25 protein-coding genes are annotated in these 24,624 nt (G+C 44.6%); 4 read left to right on the forward strand and 21 right to left on the reverse strand.

Annotation, left to right across the window (positions count from 1 at the left end; genetic code table 11):
• Nucleotides 1-104: 104 nt before the first annotated feature.
• From GQA99_RS10420 to metA, 14 genes are all read right to left on the reverse strand, one after another.
• The gene (locus tag GQA99_RS10420; protein WP_160053824.1) at nt 105-917 is read right to left on the reverse strand and encodes an alpha/beta fold hydrolase; all 813 of its coding nucleotides are present in this window, start codon (nt 915-917) and stop codon (nt 105-107) included.
• A gap of 18 nt (nt 918-935) precedes the next feature.
• Nucleotides 936-1,301: a hypothetical protein gene (locus GQA99_RS10425; protein ID WP_160053825.1), complete on the reverse strand. Its 366-nt coding sequence runs from the start codon at nt 1,299-1,301 to the stop codon at nt 936-938.
• Between the two features lie 131 nt (nt 1,302-1,432).
• Nucleotides 1,433-3,025, reverse strand: coding sequence for an ABC-F family ATPase (locus GQA99_RS10430; RefSeq protein WP_160053826.1), 1,593 nt, complete (start codon nt 3,023-3,025; stop codon nt 1,433-1,435).
• A 277-nt stretch (nt 3,026-3,302) separates the two neighbouring features.
• Entirely contained in the window at nt 3,303-4,220 is a 918-nt protein-coding gene (locus tag GQA99_RS10435; RefSeq protein ID WP_160053827.1) for a M14 family metallopeptidase, read from the reverse strand.
• A 26-nt stretch (nt 4,221-4,246) separates the two neighbouring features.
• A complete protein-coding gene (locus tag GQA99_RS10440) occupies nt 4,247-5,245 on the reverse strand; it encodes a DMT family transporter (protein WP_189386218.1) in 999 nt (332 codons plus the stop codon).
• A 23-nt stretch (nt 5,246-5,268) separates the two neighbouring features.
• Entirely contained in the window at nt 5,269-5,475 is a 207-nt protein-coding gene (locus GQA99_RS10445) for a hypothetical protein (protein WP_160053899.1), read from the reverse strand.
• Between the two features lie 136 nt (nt 5,476-5,611).
• Entirely contained in the window at nt 5,612-6,370 is a 759-nt protein-coding gene (locus tag GQA99_RS10450; protein ID WP_160053828.1) for an SDR family oxidoreductase, read from the reverse strand.
• Nucleotides 6,371-6,382: 12 nt separating this feature from the next.
• Nucleotides 6,383-7,282 carry a 3-hydroxyisobutyrate dehydrogenase gene (gene mmsB, locus GQA99_RS10455; protein WP_160053829.1) on the reverse strand — a complete coding sequence of 300 codons (900 nt, stop codon included), beginning with the start codon at nt 7,280-7,282 and terminating at the stop codon, nt 6,383-6,385.
• An 11-nt stretch (nt 7,283-7,293) separates the two neighbouring features.
• Nucleotides 7,294-8,415: an enoyl-CoA hydratase/isomerase family protein gene (locus GQA99_RS10460; protein ID WP_160053830.1), complete on the reverse strand. Its 1,122-nt coding sequence runs from the start codon at nt 8,413-8,415 to the stop codon at nt 7,294-7,296.
• Entirely contained in the window at nt 8,415-9,197 is a 783-nt protein-coding gene (locus tag GQA99_RS10465; RefSeq protein WP_160053900.1) for an enoyl-CoA hydratase, read from the reverse strand. Before GQA99_RS10465 ends, GQA99_RS10460 begins: the two co-directional genes overlap by 1 nt.
• A 68-nt stretch (nt 9,198-9,265) precedes the next feature.
• A complete protein-coding gene (locus GQA99_RS10470; RefSeq protein ID WP_160053831.1) occupies nt 9,266-10,423 on the reverse strand; it encodes an acyl-CoA dehydrogenase family protein in 1,158 nt (385 codons plus the stop codon).
• 189 nt (nt 10,424-10,612) lie between these two features.
• A complete protein-coding gene (locus GQA99_RS10475) occupies nt 10,613-12,106 on the reverse strand; it encodes a CoA-acylating methylmalonate-semialdehyde dehydrogenase (protein WP_160053832.1) in 1,494 nt (497 codons plus the stop codon).
• Between the two features lie 204 nt (nt 12,107-12,310).
• Nucleotides 12,311-13,501 carry a thiolase family protein gene (locus GQA99_RS10480; RefSeq protein WP_160053833.1) on the reverse strand — a complete coding sequence of 397 codons (1,191 nt, stop codon included), beginning with the start codon at nt 13,499-13,501 and terminating at the stop codon, nt 12,311-12,313.
• Between the two features lie 330 nt (nt 13,502-13,831).
• Entirely contained in the window at nt 13,832-14,779 is a 948-nt protein-coding gene (gene metA / locus GQA99_RS10485; RefSeq protein ID WP_160053834.1) for a homoserine O-acetyltransferase MetA, read from the reverse strand.
• Between the two features lie 334 nt (nt 14,780-15,113).
• Here metA and GQA99_RS10490 point away from each other — a divergent pair, with 334 nt between their 5' ends.
• On the forward strand, nt 15,114-15,857 hold the full coding sequence (locus GQA99_RS10490; protein WP_160053835.1) for an SDR family NAD(P)-dependent oxidoreductase: 744 nt from the start codon (nt 15,114-15,116) through the stop codon (nt 15,855-15,857).
• Nucleotides 15,858-15,946: 89 nt separating this feature from the next.
• Here the strand turns inward: GQA99_RS10490 and ompW are convergent, their stop codons facing one another.
• From ompW to phhA, 6 genes are all read right to left on the reverse strand, one after another.
• Nucleotides 15,947-16,594, reverse strand: coding sequence for an outer membrane protein OmpW (gene ompW, locus GQA99_RS10495; protein ID WP_160053836.1), 648 nt, complete (start codon nt 16,592-16,594; stop codon nt 15,947-15,949).
• A 389-nt stretch (nt 16,595-16,983) separates the two neighbouring features.
• On the reverse strand, nt 16,984-17,634 hold the full coding sequence (maiA, locus tag GQA99_RS10500) for a maleylacetoacetate isomerase (RefSeq protein ID WP_160053837.1): 651 nt from the start codon (nt 17,632-17,634) through the stop codon (nt 16,984-16,986).
• Between the two features lie 123 nt (nt 17,635-17,757).
• A complete protein-coding gene (locus tag GQA99_RS10505) occupies nt 17,758-18,744 on the reverse strand; it encodes a fumarylacetoacetate hydrolase family protein (protein ID WP_160053838.1) in 987 nt (328 codons plus the stop codon).
• Between the two features lie 239 nt (nt 18,745-18,983).
• Nucleotides 18,984-20,522: a transcriptional regulator TyrR gene (gene tyrR / locus GQA99_RS10510; RefSeq protein WP_160053839.1), complete on the reverse strand. Its 1,539-nt coding sequence runs from the start codon at nt 20,520-20,522 to the stop codon at nt 18,984-18,986.
• 161 nt (nt 20,523-20,683) lie between these two features.
• Nucleotides 20,684-21,022, reverse strand: a complete 339-nt coding sequence (locus GQA99_RS10515) for a 4a-hydroxytetrahydrobiopterin dehydratase (RefSeq protein WP_160053840.1) — start codon at nt 21,020-21,022, stop codon at nt 20,684-20,686.
• Between the two features lie 74 nt (nt 21,023-21,096).
• Nucleotides 21,097-21,894: a phenylalanine 4-monooxygenase gene (gene phhA / locus GQA99_RS10520; RefSeq protein ID WP_160053841.1), complete on the reverse strand. Its 798-nt coding sequence runs from the start codon at nt 21,892-21,894 to the stop codon at nt 21,097-21,099.
• A gap of 295 nt (nt 21,895-22,189) precedes the next feature.
• On the opposite strand from phhA, the gene galE reads away from it, so the two are divergent.
• The 3 genes from galE (at nt 22,190) to GQA99_RS10535 (ending at nt 24,344) form a co-directional block, all read left to right on the forward strand.
• Nucleotides 22,190-23,212 (forward strand): UDP-glucose 4-epimerase GalE, encoded by a 1,023-nt coding sequence (gene galE / locus GQA99_RS10525; protein WP_160053842.1) that lies wholly within the window; start codon nt 22,190-22,192, stop codon nt 23,210-23,212.
• Nucleotides 23,213-23,401: 189 nt separating this feature from the next.
• Nucleotides 23,402-23,887 carry a ferredoxin-type protein NapF gene (gene napF / locus GQA99_RS10530; RefSeq protein ID WP_160053843.1) on the forward strand — a complete coding sequence of 162 codons (486 nt, stop codon included), beginning with the start codon at nt 23,402-23,404 and terminating at the stop codon, nt 23,885-23,887.
• A gap of 97 nt (nt 23,888-23,984) precedes the next feature.
• Nucleotides 23,985-24,344: a bactofilin family protein gene (locus GQA99_RS10535; protein WP_160053844.1), complete on the forward strand. Its 360-nt coding sequence runs from the start codon at nt 23,985-23,987 to the stop codon at nt 24,342-24,344.
• 43 nt (nt 24,345-24,387) lie between these two features.
• On the opposite strand, the gene GQA99_RS20660 is transcribed toward GQA99_RS10535, so the two are convergent.
• On the reverse strand, nt 24,388-24,621 hold the full coding sequence (locus GQA99_RS20660) for a GFA family protein (RefSeq protein WP_189386219.1): 234 nt from the start codon (nt 24,619-24,621) through the stop codon (nt 24,388-24,390).
• Nucleotides 24,622-24,624 lie beyond the last annotated feature (3 nt).

Below are 24,624 nucleotides of genomic sequence, written 5' to 3' on the forward strand. Positions count from 1 at the left end.
TGCCAAATAAATCAAACTCAGACATAGCTCACAGCTAAATTAGCTAATATCACTTAACTGCAACACCCGCTACCTACTCTGAGGTAGCGGCTGGACAATCCGCGCTATTGATTCACTGCAAGACAAAACTCACTGATTAATGCTGGCCATTCATTAACATCGTCCATTGAGTTAGCAATGTGCAAAGTGGCATTGGGCAGCCATTTATTTAAGGCAACAGCACTGTCGACAGGATGAGCATCATCACCCTCCCAGGCCAAAATGAGTGTTGGAACATCAATACAGGCAAGTTGCGCTGTGGTGGGTAAGTCATTGTGTGCTGCTGCGGTAAACAATTGATGTAATGTTTGGCGTTTCATCGATTTTAAGCCGTCGAGCATGCCTAACACGCTGTGTTTATGAGCATCGATTAACCAGCTAGGCAGCATTTTATCTAAATGCTTAGCATTCATTTTGGCGAGGCCTTTACCGCCTAACATTCGCGCCGCTTTGGCTATTTTATGGTAATAATCGACTTTTTCTGCCCTTGCCTGCCATCCTATGGGTGGCGTCATTAACACCAGGCCTTTAACTTTATCTGGATGGGCTAATGCAGCATACAAACTGGTGGCACTGCCCATAGATTGACCGCCTAAAATAAGCGGTGTTGCCACGCGATAATGCTCGGCGACACGGAGCATGTCTTTGGCTAGATTTGGCCAAAGGTAGTCATCAACAGACTCGCCTTGAGTTGATAAGCCATGGCCAATGGCGTCGTAGCGAATAAGTTGAAGTTTTTTAGGAAACCGATGCCATGCATACACGCCAATGGCATCTTCACTTTGCATACAACCACATAAGCCGTGGGCCCATAGCAGGCTTTGGCCTTTACCGCTAATGGAACAATTAAATTGATTGATATTAAATTGTTCTGTCATGGCGAGGGATTCTCCTACTTATCCTTTTACGATTTCAATTAATCGATTAATAAACAGTTTGATGGCTTCAACATTATCAAACCTAAACGCTAATCCGTAGTGGGTTTCATTTAAGCCTTTGTATTGCCTTGTTGGAAAACGTGTCATTTGGGCATTGTGATAATAATCGTATTTGGCGTGCACGCCGTCAATAGTGGCAAGCTCACTTGAGAAAACTTCAAATGCAGGACGGATAATCAATAACGGTACTTTACCTTCTACATGCACATATACCGGCTCTTTGAGCTCTGGCAACATGTATTCGGTGACATTCTTAATATTAAAATTAGTACGACATTTAAGTTCATTCAAGGTACTAGTTGCTTGTTCAAGGGTAATGCTCATGTATTTTTCTGCCTGTTATCATTTAATGGCTTGAGTATATTGATATTCATACTCTTAAATCAATAATATAAAAAAAGCCCCGAACATATGTTCAGGGCTTTTTTAATTAACTTGCTTGAAAGCGAATTAACTTAACCTTCAATACCTTTGCTTGCGAGGAACTCATCGTAAGTGCCTTTAAAGTCATTAATGCCTTGTGGCGTGACTTCAAGGATACGTGTCGCAAGTGACGATACAAATGCACGGTCATGAGAGACGAACATTAATGTGCCTTCGTATTTCTCTAGGGCGTTGTTTAATGACTCAATCGATTCCATGTCCATGTGGTTGGTTGGTTCATCAAGCAATAAGATATTTGGCTTTTGCATGATAAGTTTACCGAAATACATACGGCCTTTTTCACCACCCGATAACACTTTAACCGACTTTTTAATGTCGTCTGCGCCAAACAACATACGGCCTAAAATGCCACGTACTGATTGGTCGTCATCGTTTTCTTTACGCCATTGGCTCATCCATTCGAATAAGGTCATGTCGTTAGCAAAGTCTGCTTCATGATCCTGGGCGTAGTAACCAATGTTGTTGTTTTCAGACCAGTGGATCGTACCTTCATCCTGCGGAATGTCGTGCACTAGGGTGCGTAAAAGGGTGGTTTTACCCACACCGTTTTGACCTAAAATCGCAATGCGCTCGCCCACTTCAACCATTAGGTCAAATTTGCTGAACAAGGGTGTGTCGTAACCTTTTGCTAGGTTTTCTACAACTAATGCGTTACGGAACAATTTCTTTTCTTGTTCGAAACGAATAAACGGGTTAACACGGCTAGAGGCTTTAATGTCATCAAGCTTAATTTTATCAATTTGTTTTGCACGCGATGTCGCTTGTTTCGCTTTAGATGCGTTAGCCGAGAAACGTGCAACGAAGGTTTGCAGTTCAGCAATTTGGGCTTTTTTCTTGGCGTTGTCGCTCATTAAACGTTCACGTGACTGCTGTGCTGCCATCATGTATTCGTCGTAGTTGCCTGGGAATACGCGCAGCTCACCGTAATCTAAGTCAGCCATGTGAGTACACACTGAGTTTAAGAAATAACGGTCATGCGAGATGATGATCATGGTGCTGTTACGTTGGTTCAACATATCTTGTAACCAACGGATGGTGTCGATGTCCAAGTTGTTGGTTGGTTCGTCTAGTAGCAATAAATCCGGGTCAGAAAACAGCGCTTGCGCTAGCAAGACTCGTAATTTAAAACCCGGGGCGATTTCGCTCATTAAACCAAAGTGCTGCTCAGTGCCTATGCCGACGCCTAATAATAAGTCACCCGCGCGAGATTCAGCGGTGTAACCGTCCATTTCAGCAAATTCCATTTCAAGCTCGGCCACTTTAATGCCGTCTTCTTCGCTCATTTCAGGTAGTGAGTAGATGCGGTCACGCTCTTGCTTCACTTTCCATAATTCGCGGTGGCCCATGATCACAGTGTCTACGACTGAAAAGGCTTCGTATGCAAACTGGTCCTGGTTTAGTTTACCCATGCGCTCGTTAACGTCTAACGATACGTTACCGCTTGAAGGCTCTAAATCACCGGCAAGGATTTTCATAAAGGTGGATTTACCACAACCATTCGCGCCAATTAAACCGTAGCGATTACCGCCACCAAATTTGACAGAGATATTTTCAAACAGTGGCTTAGCGCCAAACTGCATTGTGATGTTAGCTGTTGTAATCAAAATGAAATTCCAAATCGTGTTGTGTGTTTAAACCGGTATCACATTATAGCTTAACGGTGCGAGTTGACATCTGTATGACTCAAGTCAGCTCTTAAAAAATGTTAAACAAATAATAGTGAGATTTAAACTGATATACGGCATCGCCGAAGGGGTAGATATAAAGCGCGACATTGTAAGGATTTTTGGTCTATTTATCAACCTAAACCCAATCATAATGCTTTGCCGTTGATGCAATGAAAAACCGCAACAGCAAAGCATTTGCAATTTAACGACTTTGTTAATTTAAATAATCCACAATGTAATCTAAGCCGCCTGTAATGGCAGCCACTTGCGCATGGTTACATTGTTGCGTCGTAACATGTGGGCTGTCTGGATACACTTCTGTGGTGGTATTGAAATGATTTACGGTGATCCCTGCGCACAGGCTGAGCTTTTTAACCGGGTAATTAATCACCCCAAATTGTTCAATCGGTACTTCAATTAATTGGCCATTATCATCTGGTGCAATATGAGTCACTTTGGCCACCGAATCGATAATGGCTTTTTGAAACTCAGGGGTTGGATTATCACTGTCGCCAACCAAATAAAATCCGTCAGGAATAACGCCTTTATCGTATTCAACGCCATCACGGGCAGACAGTAGCGGTCTAAACTCTAGCTCGTCTGTGTCGGTGGTTTCATGCAAATCGATGTGGGCATACACCTCACCTAATGTGGCCACAAACGCCATTAAGGCCGCAGACTCTTCTGCTGGGCTATTGGCATAAAATGAGCGGTTTGGGTCTATCGCTTTTGGGTTCCAACGATTAATGGTTTCATAACCCCACGGGCTGACACAGGGCGCCACGGCAATGTTAAAATACTGGCTGTAGTGTTTGGCTTTAGTGGCTAAAAATTGAATTGCGCCATGGACACCACTGGTTTCGTAGCCGTGTACGCCACCGGTCACTAAAATGGTCTTTTTGTTGCTGTCCCAGTTAGGCGTTTTAAAGCCAAATAACGGATACTTGTCAGTGTCATAAGATAATGCGCCGTATTGCACTTGCTCAAACTGGTTTGCCAGCGGGGTTAATTTACTCACCACTTCTTCTTGATATGAGCGCTTAATCGTCACTTGGGCAAGCCATTGGGCTTTTTCAGCGTCGGTCCATTTTTGTCCCGGTGTGCCAATTGGGTATACAGTCGAATCTGTCATGAAACCTCTTTTATCGTTAATTCTCGTTAAAGTTTATGTTTTGTTTTGGCGAAAATAACCAGGGCAATGCCAAACAAAATAATACTGGTACAAATAATAAGATGAACACTGATTTGCTCGCCAACAAAGATAACGCCGCCAACGGCTGCTATTACCGGCACAGACAGTTGTAATACTGCGGCATGATTAGCACTGAGCCCTCTAAGTGCTTGATACCATAACGCATAGCCAACACCTGAGGCCAGCGCGCCAGACAGTATAGCCAGTACAATCCCTTGAGTGCTTAAGTGAAATGCTAGCCCTGCTGATTCTGATTGCATTGGGTCGACAGGCATTAACATCGATAACAACCATACGCTGGCAAGCATTAACAACACTAAGGGTAAAGTGCGAATAAAGTTGTAACCAGTGGCAAACAATGGCTTTGCCGCGCCTTTGCCCATCAAGGTATAACCGCCCCAGGCGCAACCACTGATGGCCATCAGCACTAAGCCACTAATTGATAATGTCTCACTGCCAAGGCTGATGCTCGGCCACACTAAATAACCAAAGCCGGCAAACGCTACTAGCGCGCCAACTATCTCAAGTACATTCAGTCTGTGACCTTGTAAATAACTGATAAACATCATGCTAATTTGCACTGCGGCAAATAAGACTAATGCTCCGGTCGCGGTGTCGAGCAGTACATACGCGTACGAAAACCCAATGGCATAAACAAACAACAGGCCTGCGGCTAAAAAACTGCCATGGGCTTGTGTTGGCAATGTATGTTTTGTTGCTCGGTTTTCTGTTGCGAGATCTTGTGTTGATCGCTTTTTTGCCGATGTTAGCAGCATCAATAAGGCCAACATCAATGCACCAGATGTTAATCTGATGGCGGTAAAACTGCTTGGGTCAATAAGAGGTACAGCCTGTTCATTTGACAATGCAAGGCGGCAAAATACTGAGTTAGCCGCAAACGCGATTAAAGCGATTAAGGTATAAAATGTCAGTGCGCTGCGTGATAGTGGCGTGGCAGAAGCCATAGATTAACCTTACTGAGAGTGCATTACTTAGATGACTTTTTAAAGCTGAATTTACTCACAAACCAGCTTATCACCGCTACTTGTTGTACGTGGCTCAAACCAAAATACACACAAATCCACGGGGAAATAAGTAAGAACCATGGCAGGGCTGCGGTAGAGCGCCCCGAAAACAACAGGTACAAAAAGCCGCCATAGATAATCACAACGCCCAGGATCCCCACGATAAGCATGATTTTTTTGAGTATGAGTTCTAATTTTGCCACGTGATCAATCCCTAAAAGTAAAAAAGTCACGCCGAGCGAATACACATTGTATGGCTCGGCGTGACAGCATCATAACAAACTGACGAAGCTAAATACCACCGCTCTATAAGCGAATACCGCCGTCAATTTCAAATACGCGGCCGTTTACATAATCATTTTCAATGATAAAACGAACCGTTGATGCGATTTCTGCAGGTTGACCTAAACGTCCTACTGGGACCATTTTCTCTAAACGCTCTAATGCCTCTGGCTTCATGGCCGCGGTCATTTCAGTGGCTATCACACCCGGCGCTACAGCAGCGCTGCGGATGTTGTAACGCGCTAACTCTTTAGCCCAGCCAACAGACATCGCGGCAACACCGGCTTTAGATGCTGAATAATTTGATTGACCCATGTTGCCCGATTTAGCCAGACTAGAGATGTTAATGATGACCCCTGCTTGCTTGGTTTCAATCATTGCTGCAGCGGCTTCACGGCCACATAAAAAGCTGCCAGTTAAGTTAACATTGATAACCGATTGAAACTGCTGATACGACATACGGTCGGTGACAACGCCATCTTTGGCTTTAACCATTAAGCCGTCACGTAAAATGCCCGCGTTATTGATAAGCACATTCACCTGGCCAAAGTCTTCAACGATATACTTAAAGCCCGCCACCACATCTTCTTCGTCGGTAATGTCTAGCGCATAACCTTGTACTTCAGTTGTTGCGCCTAAATCTGCACAAGCTTGCTCAAGCTTGGTTTGGTCAACATCGATAAGCGCCAATTTAGCACCCTGGGCAGCTAAATCATGGGCCATCGCCAGACCTAAACCACCTGCTCCGCCAGTAATGACGACAACCTTATCTTTTAATTCCATCAACTGAATCCTTTATTTTTTCTTTGCAAACTGTTCAAAAATACTCGAGAAATCGCGGCTACCATTACCCTGACGCGCATGATTAACATACAAACTACGTGCAAGTGAGCCCATCGGTGTACTCGAGTTAGAGGCTAATGCCGCCTGTTGCGACAAGCCTAAATCTTTTACCATGAGGTCGACCATAAAGCCGCCTTGATACCCTTTAGACGACGGCACATTTTCCATTACATCTGGACATGGATTGTACTTTTCGAGTGTCCAGTTACCGCCGCTGCTGACTTTCATGATATCAGACAACACTTTAGGATCTAAGCCATTATCTAAGCCTAATTGGATAGATTCACTGGTACCAATCATCAATACCGACAACAGCATGTTATTACAAATCTTGGCAACTTGTCCTGCCCCTACTGCGCCCGCATGAAAAATATTACCGCCCATGACGGTTAACACGGTTTGGGCTTGCGTGTAAGCCGCCTCTGAGCCACCACAAATAAAGGTTAAGGTGCCTGCTGCAGCGCCTGCGGTTCCGCCCGATACTGGCGCGTCCATAAACTCAATCCCCATGTCGGCAGCTTTTGCACCCACAATACGAGCACTGTCGGCATCAATGGTTGAGCAATCAATTAATAAGGTCTGTTTAGACACCACCTCAAGTAAACCTTTGTTATTGGCATCGCCTAAATATAAACCCAGAACATGTTTGCTTGCAGGCAACATGGTAATCACAAAGTCTGCTGATGCCGCTGCGCCGCAAGCGGTTTTAGCACTGAGTGCACCTTGTGAAGTTAACGCTTCGACTGCAAGCGGATTTAAATCAAATACTGTCACGGTCATGCCGGCTTTGATTAAATTGGCCGCCATTGGGCCGCCCATATTACCTAAACCAATAAATGCTACTGTTGCCATGATAATAATCCTTATTCAGTAAAGTCAGCTAATGGGTGGTTGTCAGCGTTCCACGGGGATGTGGTCAGTTGGTCAATTCGGCTTTGTTCTACGGCTTCAACATCGCTAAACAACCATTTAGGTTGGCGGTCTTTATCAATCAATAATGCCCGAACCCCTTCGCAAAAATCACCCATAGAGCAACAATTCACGCTAACACCAAGCTCCCACTGGAAACATTGCGCTAAACTGAGTTCAGTACCTAATTGGGCTTGAGCAAAAATTAAATGCCAACTAATTGGGCTACCGGCTAGCGCGGTTTTCTGCGCTCGTTGTAGCCATTCAAGCTCAGTATTTAAGGTCGATAATTGGTGATGAACATCTAAAATATCGCCCGCCATTAATAAATCGATTTGAGTTTGAAATTGCTGTAAATGACTGTCTGGCAGCGTTGCTAAATGCGGCTCGGTCATTGTGGTGAGTAAATCACTTAACAACTGATGATTGTGCTCAGAGTCCTGGCTCCAGTTAAGCTCTGCCATCGCATCGAACAATGGCTCTTGTTGATCACTGGTTAAATAATGATTGCCCAGTTGAACATATAGCGCATCGCTCGCATTCATGTTGTAGGCGGTTAAGCCTAAAAACAGCCCAGTCTTGCCTGGCATGCGGTTTAAAAAGTAACTGCCACCGACATCAGGGTATAAACCAATGGTGACTTCTGGCATGGCAATTCGACTGCGCTCAGTGACGATACGATGACTGCCGCCGGCCATTAAACCTAAGCCGCCACCCATGACAATGCCATCACCCCACACTAAAACGGGTTTGCCAAACTGATGGAGTAAGTAATCGAATTGATACTCTTGGGTAAAGAAACCGCAGGCTTCATCGGTAATGTTGTTGGGGTTGGCAATGGATGCATGGTAAATGGCACGCACATCACCACCAGCGCAAAATGCTTTTTCGCCCGCGCCTTGTAGCACCACACACGCAATGCTGTCGTCTGTTTGCCAGTGAGTTAATTGAGTTTGCATCGCGGCAACCATATCAAGGGTTAACGCATTGAGCGCTTTTTCGATGTTAAGCGTCACGATGCCAATTGATTGGCCAGAGAGTGTGCCGAGTGTTTGAAATATTACATCTTGAGTCATTAGCAGTTCTTCCAGATTGCGGCGCGTTTTTGTAAAAAGGCGTTCACACCTTCAGCTTGATCTTCAGTATCAAATAGCCCGACAAACAATTCGCGCTCAAGCGGTAAGGCTTGAGTGCGCGGCATTGTTCGCCCAGCCTGAATTAAGGTTTTGCACACACTCACACTACTCGGTGACTGTTTAGCCACTTTGGCTGCTAAGGCAACGGCAGCATCTAGTGCCTGGCCTTTTTCGACCACTTCTTCAACTAGGCCAATTTTTTCTGCTTTAGCAGCATCAATACGTTCGCCACATAAAATCATGCGTTTTGCCCAGCCTTCGCCCACTAATGCGGTGAGGTTTTGGGTGCCACCCGCACAAGGCAGTAAACCGACCGTGGCTTCAGGCAGCGCCATTTGCGCCTGTTCTTCAGCAATGCGTATATCACAGGCTAATGCAACTTCTAAACCGCCGCCCATGGTGTACCCGTTAATCGCGGCAATCGACACGCCACGAAAGGCGCTTAGGGTTTCAAAAGCTTCACCAAAATGCTTTGCCATACTTGCAGCGGTGCCTTTATCGCCATCGGCAAATAAATTTAAATCAGCACCTGCTGAGAAAAACTTTTCACCTTGACCGGTGATCACTAAGGCATAAATATCGTTGTTTTGATTTAGCTTAATAATGGTTTGCTTCAATAACTGTAAGCTGTCTGCGGTCCAGGTATTGGCTGGCGGATTGTTGAGAGTCAAAATGGCCGTATGACCAATAATATGTTCAATAATCGCAGTGTGTGCTGTCATCATGCTATGTCCTTATGTTCACCTAAGCGCAGGTGATAAAATCTTGGTATTGTGAGGTGTTCAATCCATTACAAAATCGGATGAGCATTCTCATCTAACAAGCGACGAGCAATAATCAGGCGCATAATTTCGTTAGTGCCTTCTAAAATCTGATGCACGCGCACATCACGGAAATGACGCTCAAGCGGATATTCGCGGATATAACCGTAACCGCCATGAATTTGCAGCGCGCTGTCACACACCTGGAAACCTACATCAGTCGCAAAGCGTTTGGCCATGGCGCAATAGGCGCTGGCTTCTGGGTCTTGGGTGTCAAGTTTAAATGCCGCTAATCGCACCATTTGACGGGCAGCAACTAACTCTGTTGCCATGTCGGCTAATTTAAATTGCAGTGCCTGGAATGCCGCTAACGGTTTGCCAAATTGCTTACGCTCATTCATGTATTGTGTCGCGCGCGTTAATGCCGCCTGCGCAGTACCAATAGAGCACGTGGCAATGTTAATGCGCCCGCCGTCGAGCCCTTTCATGGCAAAGGTAAAACCCTGGCCTTCATCGCCAAGTAAGTTAGCGACAGGCACGCGTACGTTTTCAAAACTAATGAGTCTTGTAGGTTGAGCATTCCAACCCATTTTATCTTCCGCTTTACCATAAGTAACACCAGCAGCATCAGCCGGTACCGCGATAGCAGAAATGCCTTTTGGGCCCGCTTCACCGGTACGGCACATCACCACTAATAATTCGGTTTCACCGGCACCAGAGATAAACATTTTTGAGCCAGTAATAAGGTAATCATCACCATCACGCACGGCTTTAGTTTGCAATGATGCCGCGTCGCTGCCAGCACCTGGTTCAGTTAAGCAATAAGAGGCTAACAGTTGTCCTGTGGTTAAGCCTTCTGACCATTGTTGACGTAAGGTTTCTGTACCCCAGGTGGTCACCATCCAGGTCGCCATATTATGAATGGTTAACATGGCTGTTGTAGCGGTACAGCCGTGGGCTAATTCTTCAAAAATAATTGATGCATCTAAACGAGATAAGCCCATGCCGCCTTCTGACTCAGGCGAATACAATGAACAAAAACCCAGTTCGCCGGCTTTTTGAATCACGTCTTTAGGAAAATGATGTTCTTCGTCCCATTTAGCGGCAAATGGAGCGAGTTCATCTGCGGCAAATTGGCGGGCTAAATCAGCAAATTGGCGCTGATCTTCGTTTAAATTAAAATCCATGCTGGACTCCTAATATTGTCTTAGATGACTCTTGGGTCATTTAGTCACTTGCTCACAGCAACTTATGTTGCTTAGCCATTGAGTACAAAAAGCAATGGTGTGAGTCAAGATTGTCTTGTTGTACTTCGATTAGATTGTCGCGATATATCGATGATGTATCGCGACAAATGGTGACTCATCACAGCACACTTATTTTAAGTTAATGCTCATGTTAGGACCGCTAACGGCTTCTGAGTCAAACCAACGAGTAGTGATGGTTTTGGTTTCAGTGCAAAAACGCACAGCTTGCTTACCATAGGCGTGTTGGTCACCATAGAAACTGCCTTTCCAACCGGTAAATGAGAAGAACGGTAATGGCACAGGAATAGGCACGTTAATGCCCACTTGTCCCACTTCAATTTCATGCTGGTATTTACGCGCTGCGCCGCCTGATGCGGTAAAGATTGACGTGCCGTTGCCGTATGGGCTGTTGTTCACAAGCTCGATGGCATCGTCTAATGTTTCTGCTTCCATACAGCACAATACTGGGCCAAAAATCTCTTCTTTGTAGATGCTCATGTCAGTGGTGACATTGGAAAACATAGTTGGACCCACCCAGTTACCAGACTCATAACCTTCAAGGGTAAAGTCGCTACCATCGAGTAAGCAATCGGCACCTTCTGCTTTGCCCTGGGCGATGAGTTTTAACACGCGCTCTTTGGCTGCAGGGCTGATGACGGGGCCATAAGCGGCGTCTTTATCGTCCCACAAACCTGGACGCACTTTGGCTAACGCCTCTTTTAACTCAGGGATCCACTCTTTGGCTTTACCGACAAATACTGCCACTGAAATGGCCATACAGCGTTGACCTGCAGCGCCAACTGAAGCGCCGACCATGTTGTTGATCACTTGCTGCTTGTTAGCATCTGGCATGATCACGCAGTGGTTTTTAGCACCCGCAAAAGCTTGCACACGTTTTAGATTGTCAGTACCTGTTTTGTAAATGTATTGGCCTACACCCACTGAACCGACAAACGAAATCGCTTTAATGGCTGGGTTTGTTAACAAAATATCAACGGCGGTTTTGTCGCCATGGATAAGCTGTAACACACCTTTTGGTGCGCCTGCTTCAACAAATAATTCGACTAAACGCTGTGGCGTCATTGGGTCTTGTTCAGACGGTTTTAAAATAAAGGTGTTACCGCAGGCAATCGATAGCGGGAACATCCATAATGGGATCATGGCTGGGAAGTTAAACGGGGTAATACCCGCACACACGCCAAGCGGTTGCGTGTAGCTATAGGTGTCAATATTACGCGCGACGTTTTCAACAGTTTCGCCCATCATTAACGACGCCACGTTACAGGCATGCTCGGCCACTTCAATACCGCGCCATACATCACCTTTTGCATCTTCAAAGGTTTTACCGGTTTCTTGCGCCAAAATGGTCGCTAACTCGTCGTGATGTTCTTTTAATAAATGCTGGTAACGCAACATAACGCGCGCACGCTCTGATACTGGCACTTCTTTCCAGGTCTTAAACGCTTCTTTGGCGCTGTGAATAGCCAATTCGACTTCTGCTGTTGTCGCGCAATTAATTTTTGCGATAACGCTATTGTTAGCTGGGTTGGTCACATCGATATTACGATCGCCGCTGCCATGAGTGAATTCGCCATCAATGTAATGCTTAACTTGTGTGATCATGTTGCTTTCCTCGATCCTTGAACATCTTGAGTGAGTCAGGCTCACTGCTATTGAGTGACTGCACAGGTGATGCGATTATTTTGGTTGTCAGTCTCACATGTTATGTGGCTGCATTTGCCTCTACCTGTACAGTGGTCTTGTTGAACTTAATCTTTTTAAACTTAGTCTTATATAGTCTTGCCTAACTTAATCTTGTCTAGCTGTTTAAACCTCAATCGCCATGGCTGTGGCTTCGCCGCCGCCAATACAAAGCGAGGCAACACCACGTTTAAGCCCTTGAGCTTTTAAGGCATAAATCAAGGTGACCAACAAACGTGTGCCCGAACAACCAATTGGATGACCTAAAGCACATGCACCGCCGTTAATGTTGACTTTGTTGGCGTCTAACCCTAACTCAGATATTGCTAGCATGGTCACCATGGCAAATGCTTCGTTAATTTCATAAAGGTCGACGTCATCTTTGCTCCACTGCACTTTGTCGAACAGTTTTTGCATTGCGCCTACAGGGGCCGTTGTGAACAATGATGGTTCTTGCGAATGGGTGGTGTGGCCTTTAATGGTCGCCATAACGGTTAAGCCTAATTCATTTGCTTTAGCGCGAGTCATTAACATTAATGCTGCGGCGCCGTCTGAAATTGAACTTGAGTTAGCTGCGGTAATGGTGCCGTCTTTAGTAAAGGCTGGACGCAGAGTTGGAATTTTTTCAGGGCGGGCATTACCTGGTTGCTCATCGGTGTCGACAGTGACATCACCACGACGAGTACTCATGGTGACAGGCACCACTTCATCTTTAAAAGCACCAGAGTTAATTGCGGCGTTCGCTTTTTCGAGTGAGCTTAGTGCAAAGGCATCCATTTGCTCACGCGTTAAACCAAAGTCATCGGCAGTTTTTTGGGCAAAAGTGCCCATTGCACCGCCGGTATAAGCATCTTCAAGACCATCTAAAAACATATGGTCCATGACTTTGCCATGACCCATACGCATGCCACCACGGGCTTTGTCGAGTAAGTATGGTGCCTGGCTCATGCTTTCCATGCCGCCCGCAACAACCACCTGGCTGCTGCCAGCTTTAATTAAATCGTGCGCTAACATCACGGTTTTCATACCTGAGCCACACACTTTATTGACCGTGGTTGCGCCAACGCTTAATGGCAAGCCGGCACCTAATGTTGCCTGTCGAGCAGGTGCTTGACCAAGGCCGGCTGGCAACACACAGCCCATTAGCACTTCATCTACGCTGTCGCCGCTTATGCCAGTTTGTGCCAAAAGGCCTTTAATCGCTGTTGCAGCTAATACTGGAGATGCTACCTCAGACAATGCACCTTGAAATCCACCCATTGGTGTACGTTTCGCGGCAACAATAACGATATCTTGACCTGTTTGCTCTGTACTCATAACCACTCCAATTTTTATGCGCATAAAAAAATATCAAAACCATATCACACCACTTTGACGTTGACGCTAACGTAAAGCAAGTAAAAAATGGTCGAAAATGTGATGTTAATCCGATGCGGTTGTCATTGCAGATTTACACTTGATAGGAAACGAGATTAAATGATGGATAACACTCTGTTTATATTGATATAAAATACAGACCACCTTGAACGCGCTAGTGAATATAGCCAAGGTTAAACTTTAGTCTACTGGGGGTTGATAACGAGAGTAAAAGCAAAAAAGCCGCGATACCTTGGGGTATGACGGCTTTTTAGGTCAGTTAGTGACTGATTATGGTTTTTTGTTTTCCCATGGCGTTTTTGCGCTCATGTCGTTTAAATCATACGGCGTTAACTGGTAAACATAATAGTTAAGCCAATTGCTCACCAATAAGCTGCCGTGACTATGCCAGCGGGCAATAACGTCTTGGCTTGGGTCGTCGTTACGATAATAATTTTGCGGAATGTCTGGGTTTAATCCTTGGCCAACATCGCGAGTATATTCATCATTTAGGGTGCCTTTTTGATACTCAGGATGCCCCATAACAAACAAATTACGATTGTCGCGGCTGATCGCAATATAGGCACCAGCTTCATCAGACTCCGCCAGCACTTCAACCTCTGGGTGCTGACGTAACTCTTCAACATTCATCTCAGCAAAGCGTGAGTGCGGCGCATAAAACTCATCGTCAAAACCACGCAGTAGCGGGTGTGGGTCGCTGGTGCGGCTGTGATTAAATACGCCAGAGCGTTTGTTTTGCAGTAGCTGACGCTTTAAGCCATACAAATGATATAAACCAGCATGGGCCGCCCAACATAAGAACAATACTGAGGTGACATGATTTTGCGACCAGTCGATAATTTCGCGGATATGATCCCAGTACACCACATCTTTAAAATCAATTTGTCCAAGTGGAGCGCCAGTGATGATTAAGCCGTCATAATTGTTATGACGAACATCTTCAAAATCACGGTAAAAGGTGTTCATGTGATCGACAGAAGTATGCTTTGACTCTTTGTCGTGAATACGCAGCAGGTCAACCCCAACTTGCAACGGTGTATTGCCCAATAATCGTAACAGTTGAGTTTCGGTCTCAATTTTGTTTGGCATTAAATTCAAGATCAATACCCGCATCGGACGGATGTCCTGATTGGCGGCGCGGGTTTCAGACATCACGAAAATATTTTCTGACTCTAAAATACCTGCAGCGGGAAGATTATCTGGAATTCGAACCGGCATACGACTCACCTTTTGGGTTAATTAAACACAGACCTTGTGTAGTGACTTAACAATCGTCAACGCGCTATTAATCAATATGTTTGATTGATCACAGTTTCAACATTATGCCAATTCGTCAATGCGACACACACACCGGATGCGATTGAGCACATTGATTGACACAAAACACTGTTAACACGCGCTATAAAGCAATAGTCACATAAGCACTGATTGATGTCATCAATCATACACAAGGATGTCTAGAAGTCTACACGTCTTAAGTTGAATTTTTTTCTCTCTTGTTATCAAACGAGGTTATTCCTATTATGAGTCATTGAAAATGAAGAGGTTAACTATGTCTGTCGCGACAGCAATGATCATTGGTGCCAGCTCTCAACTCAGCCAGGCGCTAGCAAAGCAATTATCTGCACAACAGGTGTCTTTAGTACTCTTTGTGCATGACCCTGAATCACTCAAACAGTTTGCTCAAAGCCTTCCTGGCGAGGTCAGTGTTTATCCCCTCGCCATTGACCAGCCACAAACGTTAATCGAACAGCTTAATCAAGCCTGGAAGCAACATAATGGCGCCCACTTAGTGATAGTGAATACTGGGGTAAACGAATACGACCCTGCGCTTCCCTGGTTAATTGACCAACAAGCCATTAATGTTAATGTGATGGGATTTGCTGCGGCCAGCCAATGTGTTTTTAAATTGATGTGTGAGCAAGGCTACGGTCAACTAGCGGCGATAAACTCCATTGCAGGGCAACGCGGCGGCCCCAATGTGGCTTACCACGCCTCTAAAGCCTTTGCTGCAAATTACCTGCAAGGATTGAGCATGCATGCACAGCGCTTAAAGCTGCCAGTAACGATTAGCGATATTCAATTGGGCTTGTTTGATAAAGCGGTGCACTTAAATACTCAATTACTCCTGTCGCCCATTGATAAAGTGGCAACGCAAATACTAACAGCACTTAAAAAGGGAAAACGCCGCGTATATGTCACCAAACGCTGGCGTCTTGTGGCATGGATAAACCGGATACTGCCCGAATATATTTACAACACCCGTCATTGGAAACCGAAAAAGAAACGCGGTTAACTTGACGCTTGGTTAATCTCACATAACAAAACAGGAACCTGCGGGTTCCTGTTTTGTTACAATGAAAAGCTGATGCTAATCAACTACAATTAGAAAGTATAACCGACGCTAATCATATAAACCCAAGGGTCGATATCAGTTTCAACAACCACATGATCAGCCCCCATATCAAAGCTCACGTCGGTAGAGATTTGCGCATACCATACCGATGCGTTTACGAGCCATTTTTTATCAATCTGGTAATCAATCCCGACCTGCGCCGCAACGCCCCAGGAGTTAGACATCGACAGATTATCTAGGCCTAAATCTTTGGCATCTTGATTAAAGTCATTGTCAAAAAAGTTAGTAAAGTTAACCCCTACCCCAACATATGGACGCAGCGCAGACTGCGCATCACCAAAATAATACTGAGCAACAAGTGTCGGTGGTAAATGCTTGGTGTTGGCAATAACACCTAACTCACCTAGAGACACATCATGGCTAAATGGCGTAGCGGCTAATAACTCAACAGCAATGTTGTCGGTCAGCATATAACCAAAGTTAAGGCCTAATTGTGTGTTGTTATCAACGGTAAACTCTGCAACACCGGCGACAACTGGGCTTGATTCATTCGGCGCTACCGTTGCACTACCTGCACGCACAATAATGTCGCCCGCTTGATGCGCAGCAGCACCAAACGATAAGCCAGCAGAAAGTAATGATGCAGCAACTAAACCTAGGGTGATTTTCTTATTCATTTTAAGACTCCATGACAACAATAAATAGATGTAAGCCTGTAACATCCTTAACAATTGCCGCTAACCTACCTAAGTTATTCATTAACAATATTGATGTAGATCAATAAAATGACAGTACCCCTATTGAGGTAGCACATTGCTTGCCTTTAGCTTGATTTAGATCACAAAACGATCCGCAAAATAGACTAAAGATGCATTTATAAGTTAGCTTATGCGATAAAGATCATGGGTTTATGGCTGAATGGAGTTAGACATTGAGCAAAACCATGATGCCATACCAAATTCGTCATTTTGAGTGAATGTGATATGGCATGATTGGGTCATGCAACCATCGCTAACTAGCAAGTTAGCGATGGTTTGAAAGTGGGATTTAAACTGATAGCAAAAAACTAGCTGGCGTCGTGTTGCTGCTCTGGCGCGGCATCGGCAAACGCCGATAACTGATTACAGGCGTGGTCAATGCGCACAATATTAGGAAAATCATCAAGCGGGACATTAAAGCGCTTTGCATTGTACACTTGTGGCACCAAACAAATGTCGGCAAGTGTTGGTGTATCGCCAAAACAATAACGCCCTGCATACTGGCTTAATTGCGCTTCTAACGCGGTAAAACCTAGCGTTATCCAATGTTGATACCAACGCATTTTGTCGGCATCAGACACGCCCATGTCTTTCACCAAATATTGCAATACCCGTAAATTGTCTAGCGGGTGGATTTCACACGCAATGGCTTGCGCCATACTACGTACAATGGCGCGATGCTCAATATTGCTCGGCAATACGGCTTCCTGTGGATATTTTTCTTCGAGGTACTCAATAATGGCCAGTGATTGCGATAAATTAAGCTCGCCTTCTATGCCTTCATCAACCAGGGTGGGCACAAGATGTTGCGGGTTAAGTTGGTGGTAAGCCTGTGAGTGCTGCTCACCGCCATTATTAACCAAATGCACTGAAATCTGCTGTGCCGATAACTGCTTTATATTTAAGGCAATACGCACGCGATAGGCTGCGCTTGAGCGCCAATAACCATAGAGTTTCATGTGTTATCCTCTTTTTAGTTTTAGTTGTTTGTTTTTACTTTTTAATTTGTTGAGCCATCAATAACAAAAAAGGCAATAACGATGATGCGCTATTGCCTTCTAAAAAATACTGCTACAAAATCTTTACGCTTTATATTCAACGACTTTTTGGTCGATAGAACCAAAAATACTCACGCCATTTTCGTCAAACATTTCAATGCGAACCGTGTCGCCAAAGCGCATAAACGGAGTTGATGCTTTGCCGTCGGCAATAATTTCTAGCATGCGTTTTTCAGCTAAACAGCTTGAACCGGCACTGCGATCATAATTTGAAATGGTGCCTGACCCAATAATCGCTCCGGCACCTAATGGACGGGTTTTAGCCACATGCGACACTAGCTGGCTAAAGTTAAACGTCATGTCGACGCCTGCATTTGGGCGGCCAAATAACTCACTGTTTAAATGAGTCACCAGTGGTAAATGCACCTTACTGTCTTGCCACTTGTCGCCTAATTCATCTGGGGTTATCGCAATCGGAGAAAACGCACTTGATGGTTTCGATTGGAAAAAACCAAACCCTTTACCGAGCTCACCAGGAATTAAGTTACGCAGTGACACATCATTCACTAGCATTAATAATTTAATGTGCTTAGCGGCATTCTCAGTCGACACGCCCATGGCGACATCATCGGTGACAATGGCTATTTCTGACTCAAAATCGATACCGTATTCTTCACTGGCCATTTCAATGTCGGCCTTAGGCGCGATAAAACTGTCTGAACCGCCCTGATACACTAATGGATCGGTCCAAAATGATTCTGGCATTTCTGCGCCGCGCGCTTTACGCACTAGCTCTACATGGTTAACGTATGCGCTACCGTCTGCCCATTGATAGGCACGCGGTAATGGCGATAAACAACGTGTTTCATCAAAAGCGATGGCGTTATCCATTTGACCGTCATTTAATGCTTCATATAATTCGCTTAACTGTGGATACAATAAATCCCATGCATCAAGTAATTGCTGCATTGTTTTAGCAATGGCAGGCACGGCTACCGCTTTGGTCAAATCTTTACTGACTAACATCAATTGGCCGTCGCGACGTCCGTTGTGATAACTTGCAAGTTTCATTATTGCTCCTAAATTCTGGGTGGCATCCGCGCTTGAGATCAATTGCATGAATGGCATTGTGCACTCATTTTGATCATAAAAAGCCGAAAAATCCTAGCATGTGCGCCAAATCACGCGGTACTGAAATAAATCGTAATTTGTACATTATTATTTACAGGTGATAAAAAGCCACTCTAACACTGGTTTACAGGATTAAAATGAGCAAAATGCCAGCAATTAGCTGGCATTAAATCGTTACATTACTTTTTCTTACTAATATTATAATCGCGCAGTTTATTGGCAATGGCGGTATGAGATACACCAAGCTTTTTCGCCAACTGTCGCGTACTTGGATATGCAGGATACAAACGGCGCAATAAACCCGATTCATACTCTTTCATGGCTTCGTCGAGTGTGCCTTCAAACTCTTCGTCAAAATAGCCAAAACCTTCGGCATAAGACGGCAGTTTAAGCTGTTCGACTGTCAGTTCGGTTGAGCCATCCCACATCGATACTGCTCTAAAAATGGCATTTTTAAGCTGACGAACGTTACCGGGCCAGGCATAAGTAAACAAATAGTCTCGACAGCTGGCAGAAATACGACGCAGCGGGCTCGATAATTGCTGGCTGTAATGCTCTAAAAACATCTCGGTCAGCGGTATCACATCCACTTTGCGTTCGCGCAGAGAGGGCATGTGATAACTCAACACATGGATGCGATAATATAAATCTTCTCTAAACTCACCCATTTGACAAAGCTCAGCAAGGTTTTTCTGGGTCGAGCAAATTATCCGCACATCTGCGCGCACTTCTACATCGCCGCCGATGCGTCTAAACGTGCCATCTTGCAGCAAACGAAGCAACTTAACTTGTGCAGCTTTAGACATTTCGGCTATTTCGTCTAAAAAGACCGTGCCGCCCTTAGCTTCTTCAAATAAACCGCGTTTCACCACGGTACCGTTGGTGACAAAACCAAATAATTCTTCTTCTGCCACACTGTCTGGTAATGCTGCACAGTTAATGGCAATAAACGGATGTTCGCGGCGCATGCTGGCATCGTGACTGGCGCGGGCCATTAACTCTTTACCGGTGCCGGTTTCACCGGTGATCAATAACGGCGCATCGAGCTGAGCCATACGTTTGGCTTGCTTTAATACGTCTTTCATTTTGTCACTATTGGCTAATACATTATCAAAACCCGTGGTTTGATTTTGCAGTGCATTAAATTGTTTACCCACTCGGGCAGGAGATTTAAGTGAAATCACCGCGCCAGCTAAAATAGTGGTGTCGTCATCGTCTGGCAAATAAATTGGTAGCATTTCGGCGAGGTATTCATTGGAATTAATCTGCACACGGGTGGCCTGGGCTAGCACTGGGGTTTCGCTCATCCAACGGGCAAAGTTAAAGCCTTGCACCCAATGGTTTAATGATTCGTCGACCACTTCATGCTCTGCCATGCCGAGGGTTAATAGTGCTGACTCGTTAGCAATACGAATACGCCCTTTTGAATCAGTTGAAAAAACCGAATCTGGCAAAGTTTTCAATAATGTTTTTAAGGCGTAGTGCTCTTGTTCTGATGGCATAAAAGACACGGTACGCACATCGTGTACACTTTCGACTTTACGGATTTGTGGCATCAGTTCACGCAAGGTTTCGAAACTGATTTCTGCAAATTGCAAAAATAGGAAACCTTTATTACTGGCATCAATGGCAATTAAATTAATGCCATGTTTTTCAAGCACGACGAGGATGTCTTTCGCTAAACCTACGCGATCAATACAGCTGACTTCCAAACGCATATGTAACGATTCCCTATTTATTAGTGTTTTGTGACGGAAATTAGTGACAACGTTAGAGGGATAATACTTCGGTGGCAAGTGAAGTTTACAGTAGAATTGTAACAGAGAAATTTTTCAGCATATTACGTTAACGTAACATGCTGAAAACGATATAATAATAACTAGCCGAGTAACTGGTCTGTTTTGGCAGCCATAATGAAATCGTTTTTGTGTAAACCTTTAATAGAATGCGACCACCAGGTTACCGTCACTTTACCCCATTCCGTTAATATACCTGGATGATGAAACTCTGCTTCAGCTAAATCGGCCAGTTTATTGGTAAAAGCCATGGCCAACTTAAAATTCTTAAATTTATACACCCGCTCTAACTGCATAATGCCGTCACGCACCTCTACTCCCCAATCAGGGATCATGCCAATAAGCTCTTCTAGCTCTGCATCGGTTACTTTTGGGGCGTCAGCTTGGCATGCTTCACACTTCATCTCGGTTAATGCGCTCATTTGTACTCCTTGGCTTAATTTAGTTATGTGTTACTAGCAGCTTAATGAGCGCTAAGCTCTGCTGCTCTTAATCGTTAACTTGCTTTAGTTTTTGGCTCAAATTTCGGTGCAAACAAACCGAGTTGCTGAGCTTGAGTCACCATGCTCATAATGTCCATACGAGCGATTTCATCTAAGTAGTCAATATTTTCAATCACGTAATAAATCGGCTGCATAATATCAATGCGATAAGGTGTGCGCAGCACGTCGAGTAAATCGAACGGTTTACGCTCAGGTTTATCACTTAATGCATACATGGTCTCACCGGGAGAACTTAAAATGCCACCGCCATAAATTTGTAAGGGCTCATCTTTAGCCTGAACGAGGCCAAACTCAATGGTAAACCAATACAAACGCGCTAAAAACACCCGCTGCTCTTTGGTTGCGGCAAGGCCTAGCTGGCCATACATATGCGAAAAATTGGCAAATGAAGGGTTGGTCAATAATGGACAATGGCCAAATATTTCATGAAAAATATCAGGTTCTTGCAAATAATCGAACTCTTCTTTAGTGCGAATAAATGTCGCCACTGGAAACTCTTTATTGGCGAGTAATTCAAAAAAGCGTCCAAAAGAAATTAATGCTGGCACAGCGGCCGTTTTCCAGCCAGTAGCTGCTAAAAGGACTTTGTCGATGTCGGGTAATTGCGGGATACGGTCAATCGACATTCCTAATGCATCTAAGCCATTAAGGTATGCGGGGCATGCGCGCCCGGGCATATTGGTCACTTGGCGCTGGTATAACTGCTGCCATAATTGATTCTCATGTTCAGAGTAATCAATGTAACCCTGGGCATCGGGTTGATGGGCAATATACTTTGTTGCTGCTGTCATAGGTTCCACTTTACGTAAACTTCACTCTCTACATAGTGTGCTAACGTTGTGCTTTTGTTAACTCCCTCACAGTTTATTGTCTGGTGATAATGCAGGGGTAATTGTAAACAAATACATACAAAGACCCATAATTGTCATCATTTTCAGCTGATCATTTTATGTTTATTGAACGCAATGAATGCACAGCCGACCAGTGATTTTTTATGGGTAATATCAATAATTTTGCTGGTACTTGAACTGTGATAATTTACAATGTAGAGCAATATGACTCATTTATTCACAGGACGATTAAACTATGGCAATTTTGGTAACCGGTGGCGCTGGCTATATTGGTACACACACAGTCGTGGAACTGCTAAATGCTGGACAGGAAGTGGTCATCGTAGACAATTTATCAAATTCAAGTGTTGAAGCATTAGCGCGAGTTCGTACTATTACCGGTAAAGATGTGACCTTTTATCAAGGCGATATTCTCAATAAAGCACTGCTGCAAAAAGTCTTTGCCGATCACAGTATCGAATCTGTTATTCATTTCGCGGGCTTAAAAGCCGTTGGCGAATCTGTTGCAAAGCCACTTAAGTATTACGAAAATAACGTTACTGGTACCATTATTTTGTGCCAAGTGATGGCCGAACATAAGGTTAAAAACCTGGTATTTAGCTCATCGGCAACGGTTTATGGCGACCCTGCTAGCTTACCGATTAAAGAAGATTTCCCTACTGGCGCGACGAATCCATACGGCCAGTCAAAATTGATGGTTGAGCATATTTTAGCGGACTTATATCAGTCAGATAACAGCTGGAACATTGCCCGTTTACGTTATTTTAATCCGGTTGGTGCCCACGAAAGTGGCTTAATTGGTGAAGATCCAAATGATATTCCAAACAACTTAATGCCGTTTATTGCCCAGGTAGCTGTGGGTAAACGCGAGCAATTAAGTGTATTTGGCGATGACTACAACACGCCTGACGGCACCGGCGTGCGTGATTATATTCACGTGGTTGATTTAGCGGTGGGTCATTTACAAGCACTTAAAAAGTTACAAACCAAACCTGGTTTAGTCACTTATAACCTCGGAACCGGCATTGGCTACAGCGTGTTAGACATGGTTAAAGCATTTGAAAAAGCCTGTGGTAAAACCATTGCGTATCAAATAAGCCCTCGCCGCCCTGGCGATATTGCCGCCTGTTATGCCGACCCAAGCTTCGCAGCAGCACAATTAGACTGGCGTGCAACCCATAGCGTTGAAGATATGGCGAGCAGCAGCTGGAAATGGCAATCCAATAACCCTGATGGATATAAATTACCAAACGCTTAACCATTTTTTGCTGCAGCTAATACTAATATTCGCTGCAGCAATGAATACCAGCCGATTGATCGTCTATTGCAATATAAATGCTCCTGATGGGTATAAATTGCTAAGTGCTTAACAATTTTTTATTGCAGCTAATGCTAATATGCACTGCAATAATGAATAAAAGCCTATTGACCGTTTATTGGAATCGAAATGACCCAAGGTATTAACCAAAGTCGCCGTAACCTCTTTAGCCGCCGCAAAACCAATGTGATCCGCCCGCCGTGGAGCAAACCAGAGCAAGCCTTTACTGATAATTGCACCCGTTGCGATAAATGCATTACTGCCTGCGACACGCAAATTATTAAGCGTGGTGAAGGCGGTTTTCCTGAAATTGACTTCAGCAATGATGAATGCACCTTTTGCAAACAATGCGTTGAGGTATGCCCAGAACCAGTTTTTGATACCACGTTGGCACAACCATGGACTTATGCTGCCAGCATAAAAGACAACTGCTTAACCGCTAAAGGTGTTTGGTGCCAAAGTTGTAAAGATGCCTGTGAACCTCGCGCAATTAGTTTTAGTATGGCCGTGGGCCAGGTTCCAAAACCCGTGATTGATATCGACGCCTGTACCGGCTGCGGTGCATGTGTGTCACCTTGCCCAGCTGATGCGGTTACGTTAATGCCAACTGAGTAAACCGTCAGTTAACAATACCCACAGTTTGTAGTGTTGTTATGCTGACTTTAACGCTATATTAGCACCCCAATTTAGCCATATACCTAAGGGCTCTAAGATGTTTGGTCAAAAAAAGCCGGTCAATCCATTGAGCTTTATCGCTCAAGAATGTCATTTAACAGGCAAGCTAATGTTTAGCGGTGATGTGTTAATTGCAGGCCATGTTAGTGGTGACATTCAGGCACAGGGCAATGTCACCATTGAACCTAGTGGCACGGTTGAAGGCGATATCTTATGCCGCGAGTTAAAGATTGCCGGGCAGTTGTCTGGTGAAGCACGTTGTAAAAAAATCACCTTGCATGAACAAGGCGTGTTTGAAGGCGATGCATTTTGTGAAAATATTGAAATCTTAGATGGTGGCCAATTTTTAGGATATCGCCATCGGGATCCTCTCTCAACCACAGCGACCGCTCAATAATAGTTAAGCGGTTTTATTGGTATTAAAGCACTGGCAAGTGACATTAATGCTTAGCCAGCTGCTTGTTCACTAAGGCCAGCTGATCTCTCAAGGTTGTTTTTGCAGCGAAATGTTGGCCATTACTCACATTTACAACTGCGCGGCAGAGACTTAGAGGTGTAGTTATTTTACATAAAAAGTCGATAACGCAGTAAAAATGGTCGGCATCAAATGGCATGTCAGTCGCCTGATAACGTATTGCACCGCATAAACAACCACCTTGTAACACCATAGTCATTAC

Source organism: Shewanella litoralis (assembly GCF_009828585.1).
GTDB classification, from domain to species: domain Bacteria; phylum Pseudomonadota; class Gammaproteobacteria; order Enterobacterales; family Shewanellaceae; genus Shewanella; species Shewanella litoralis.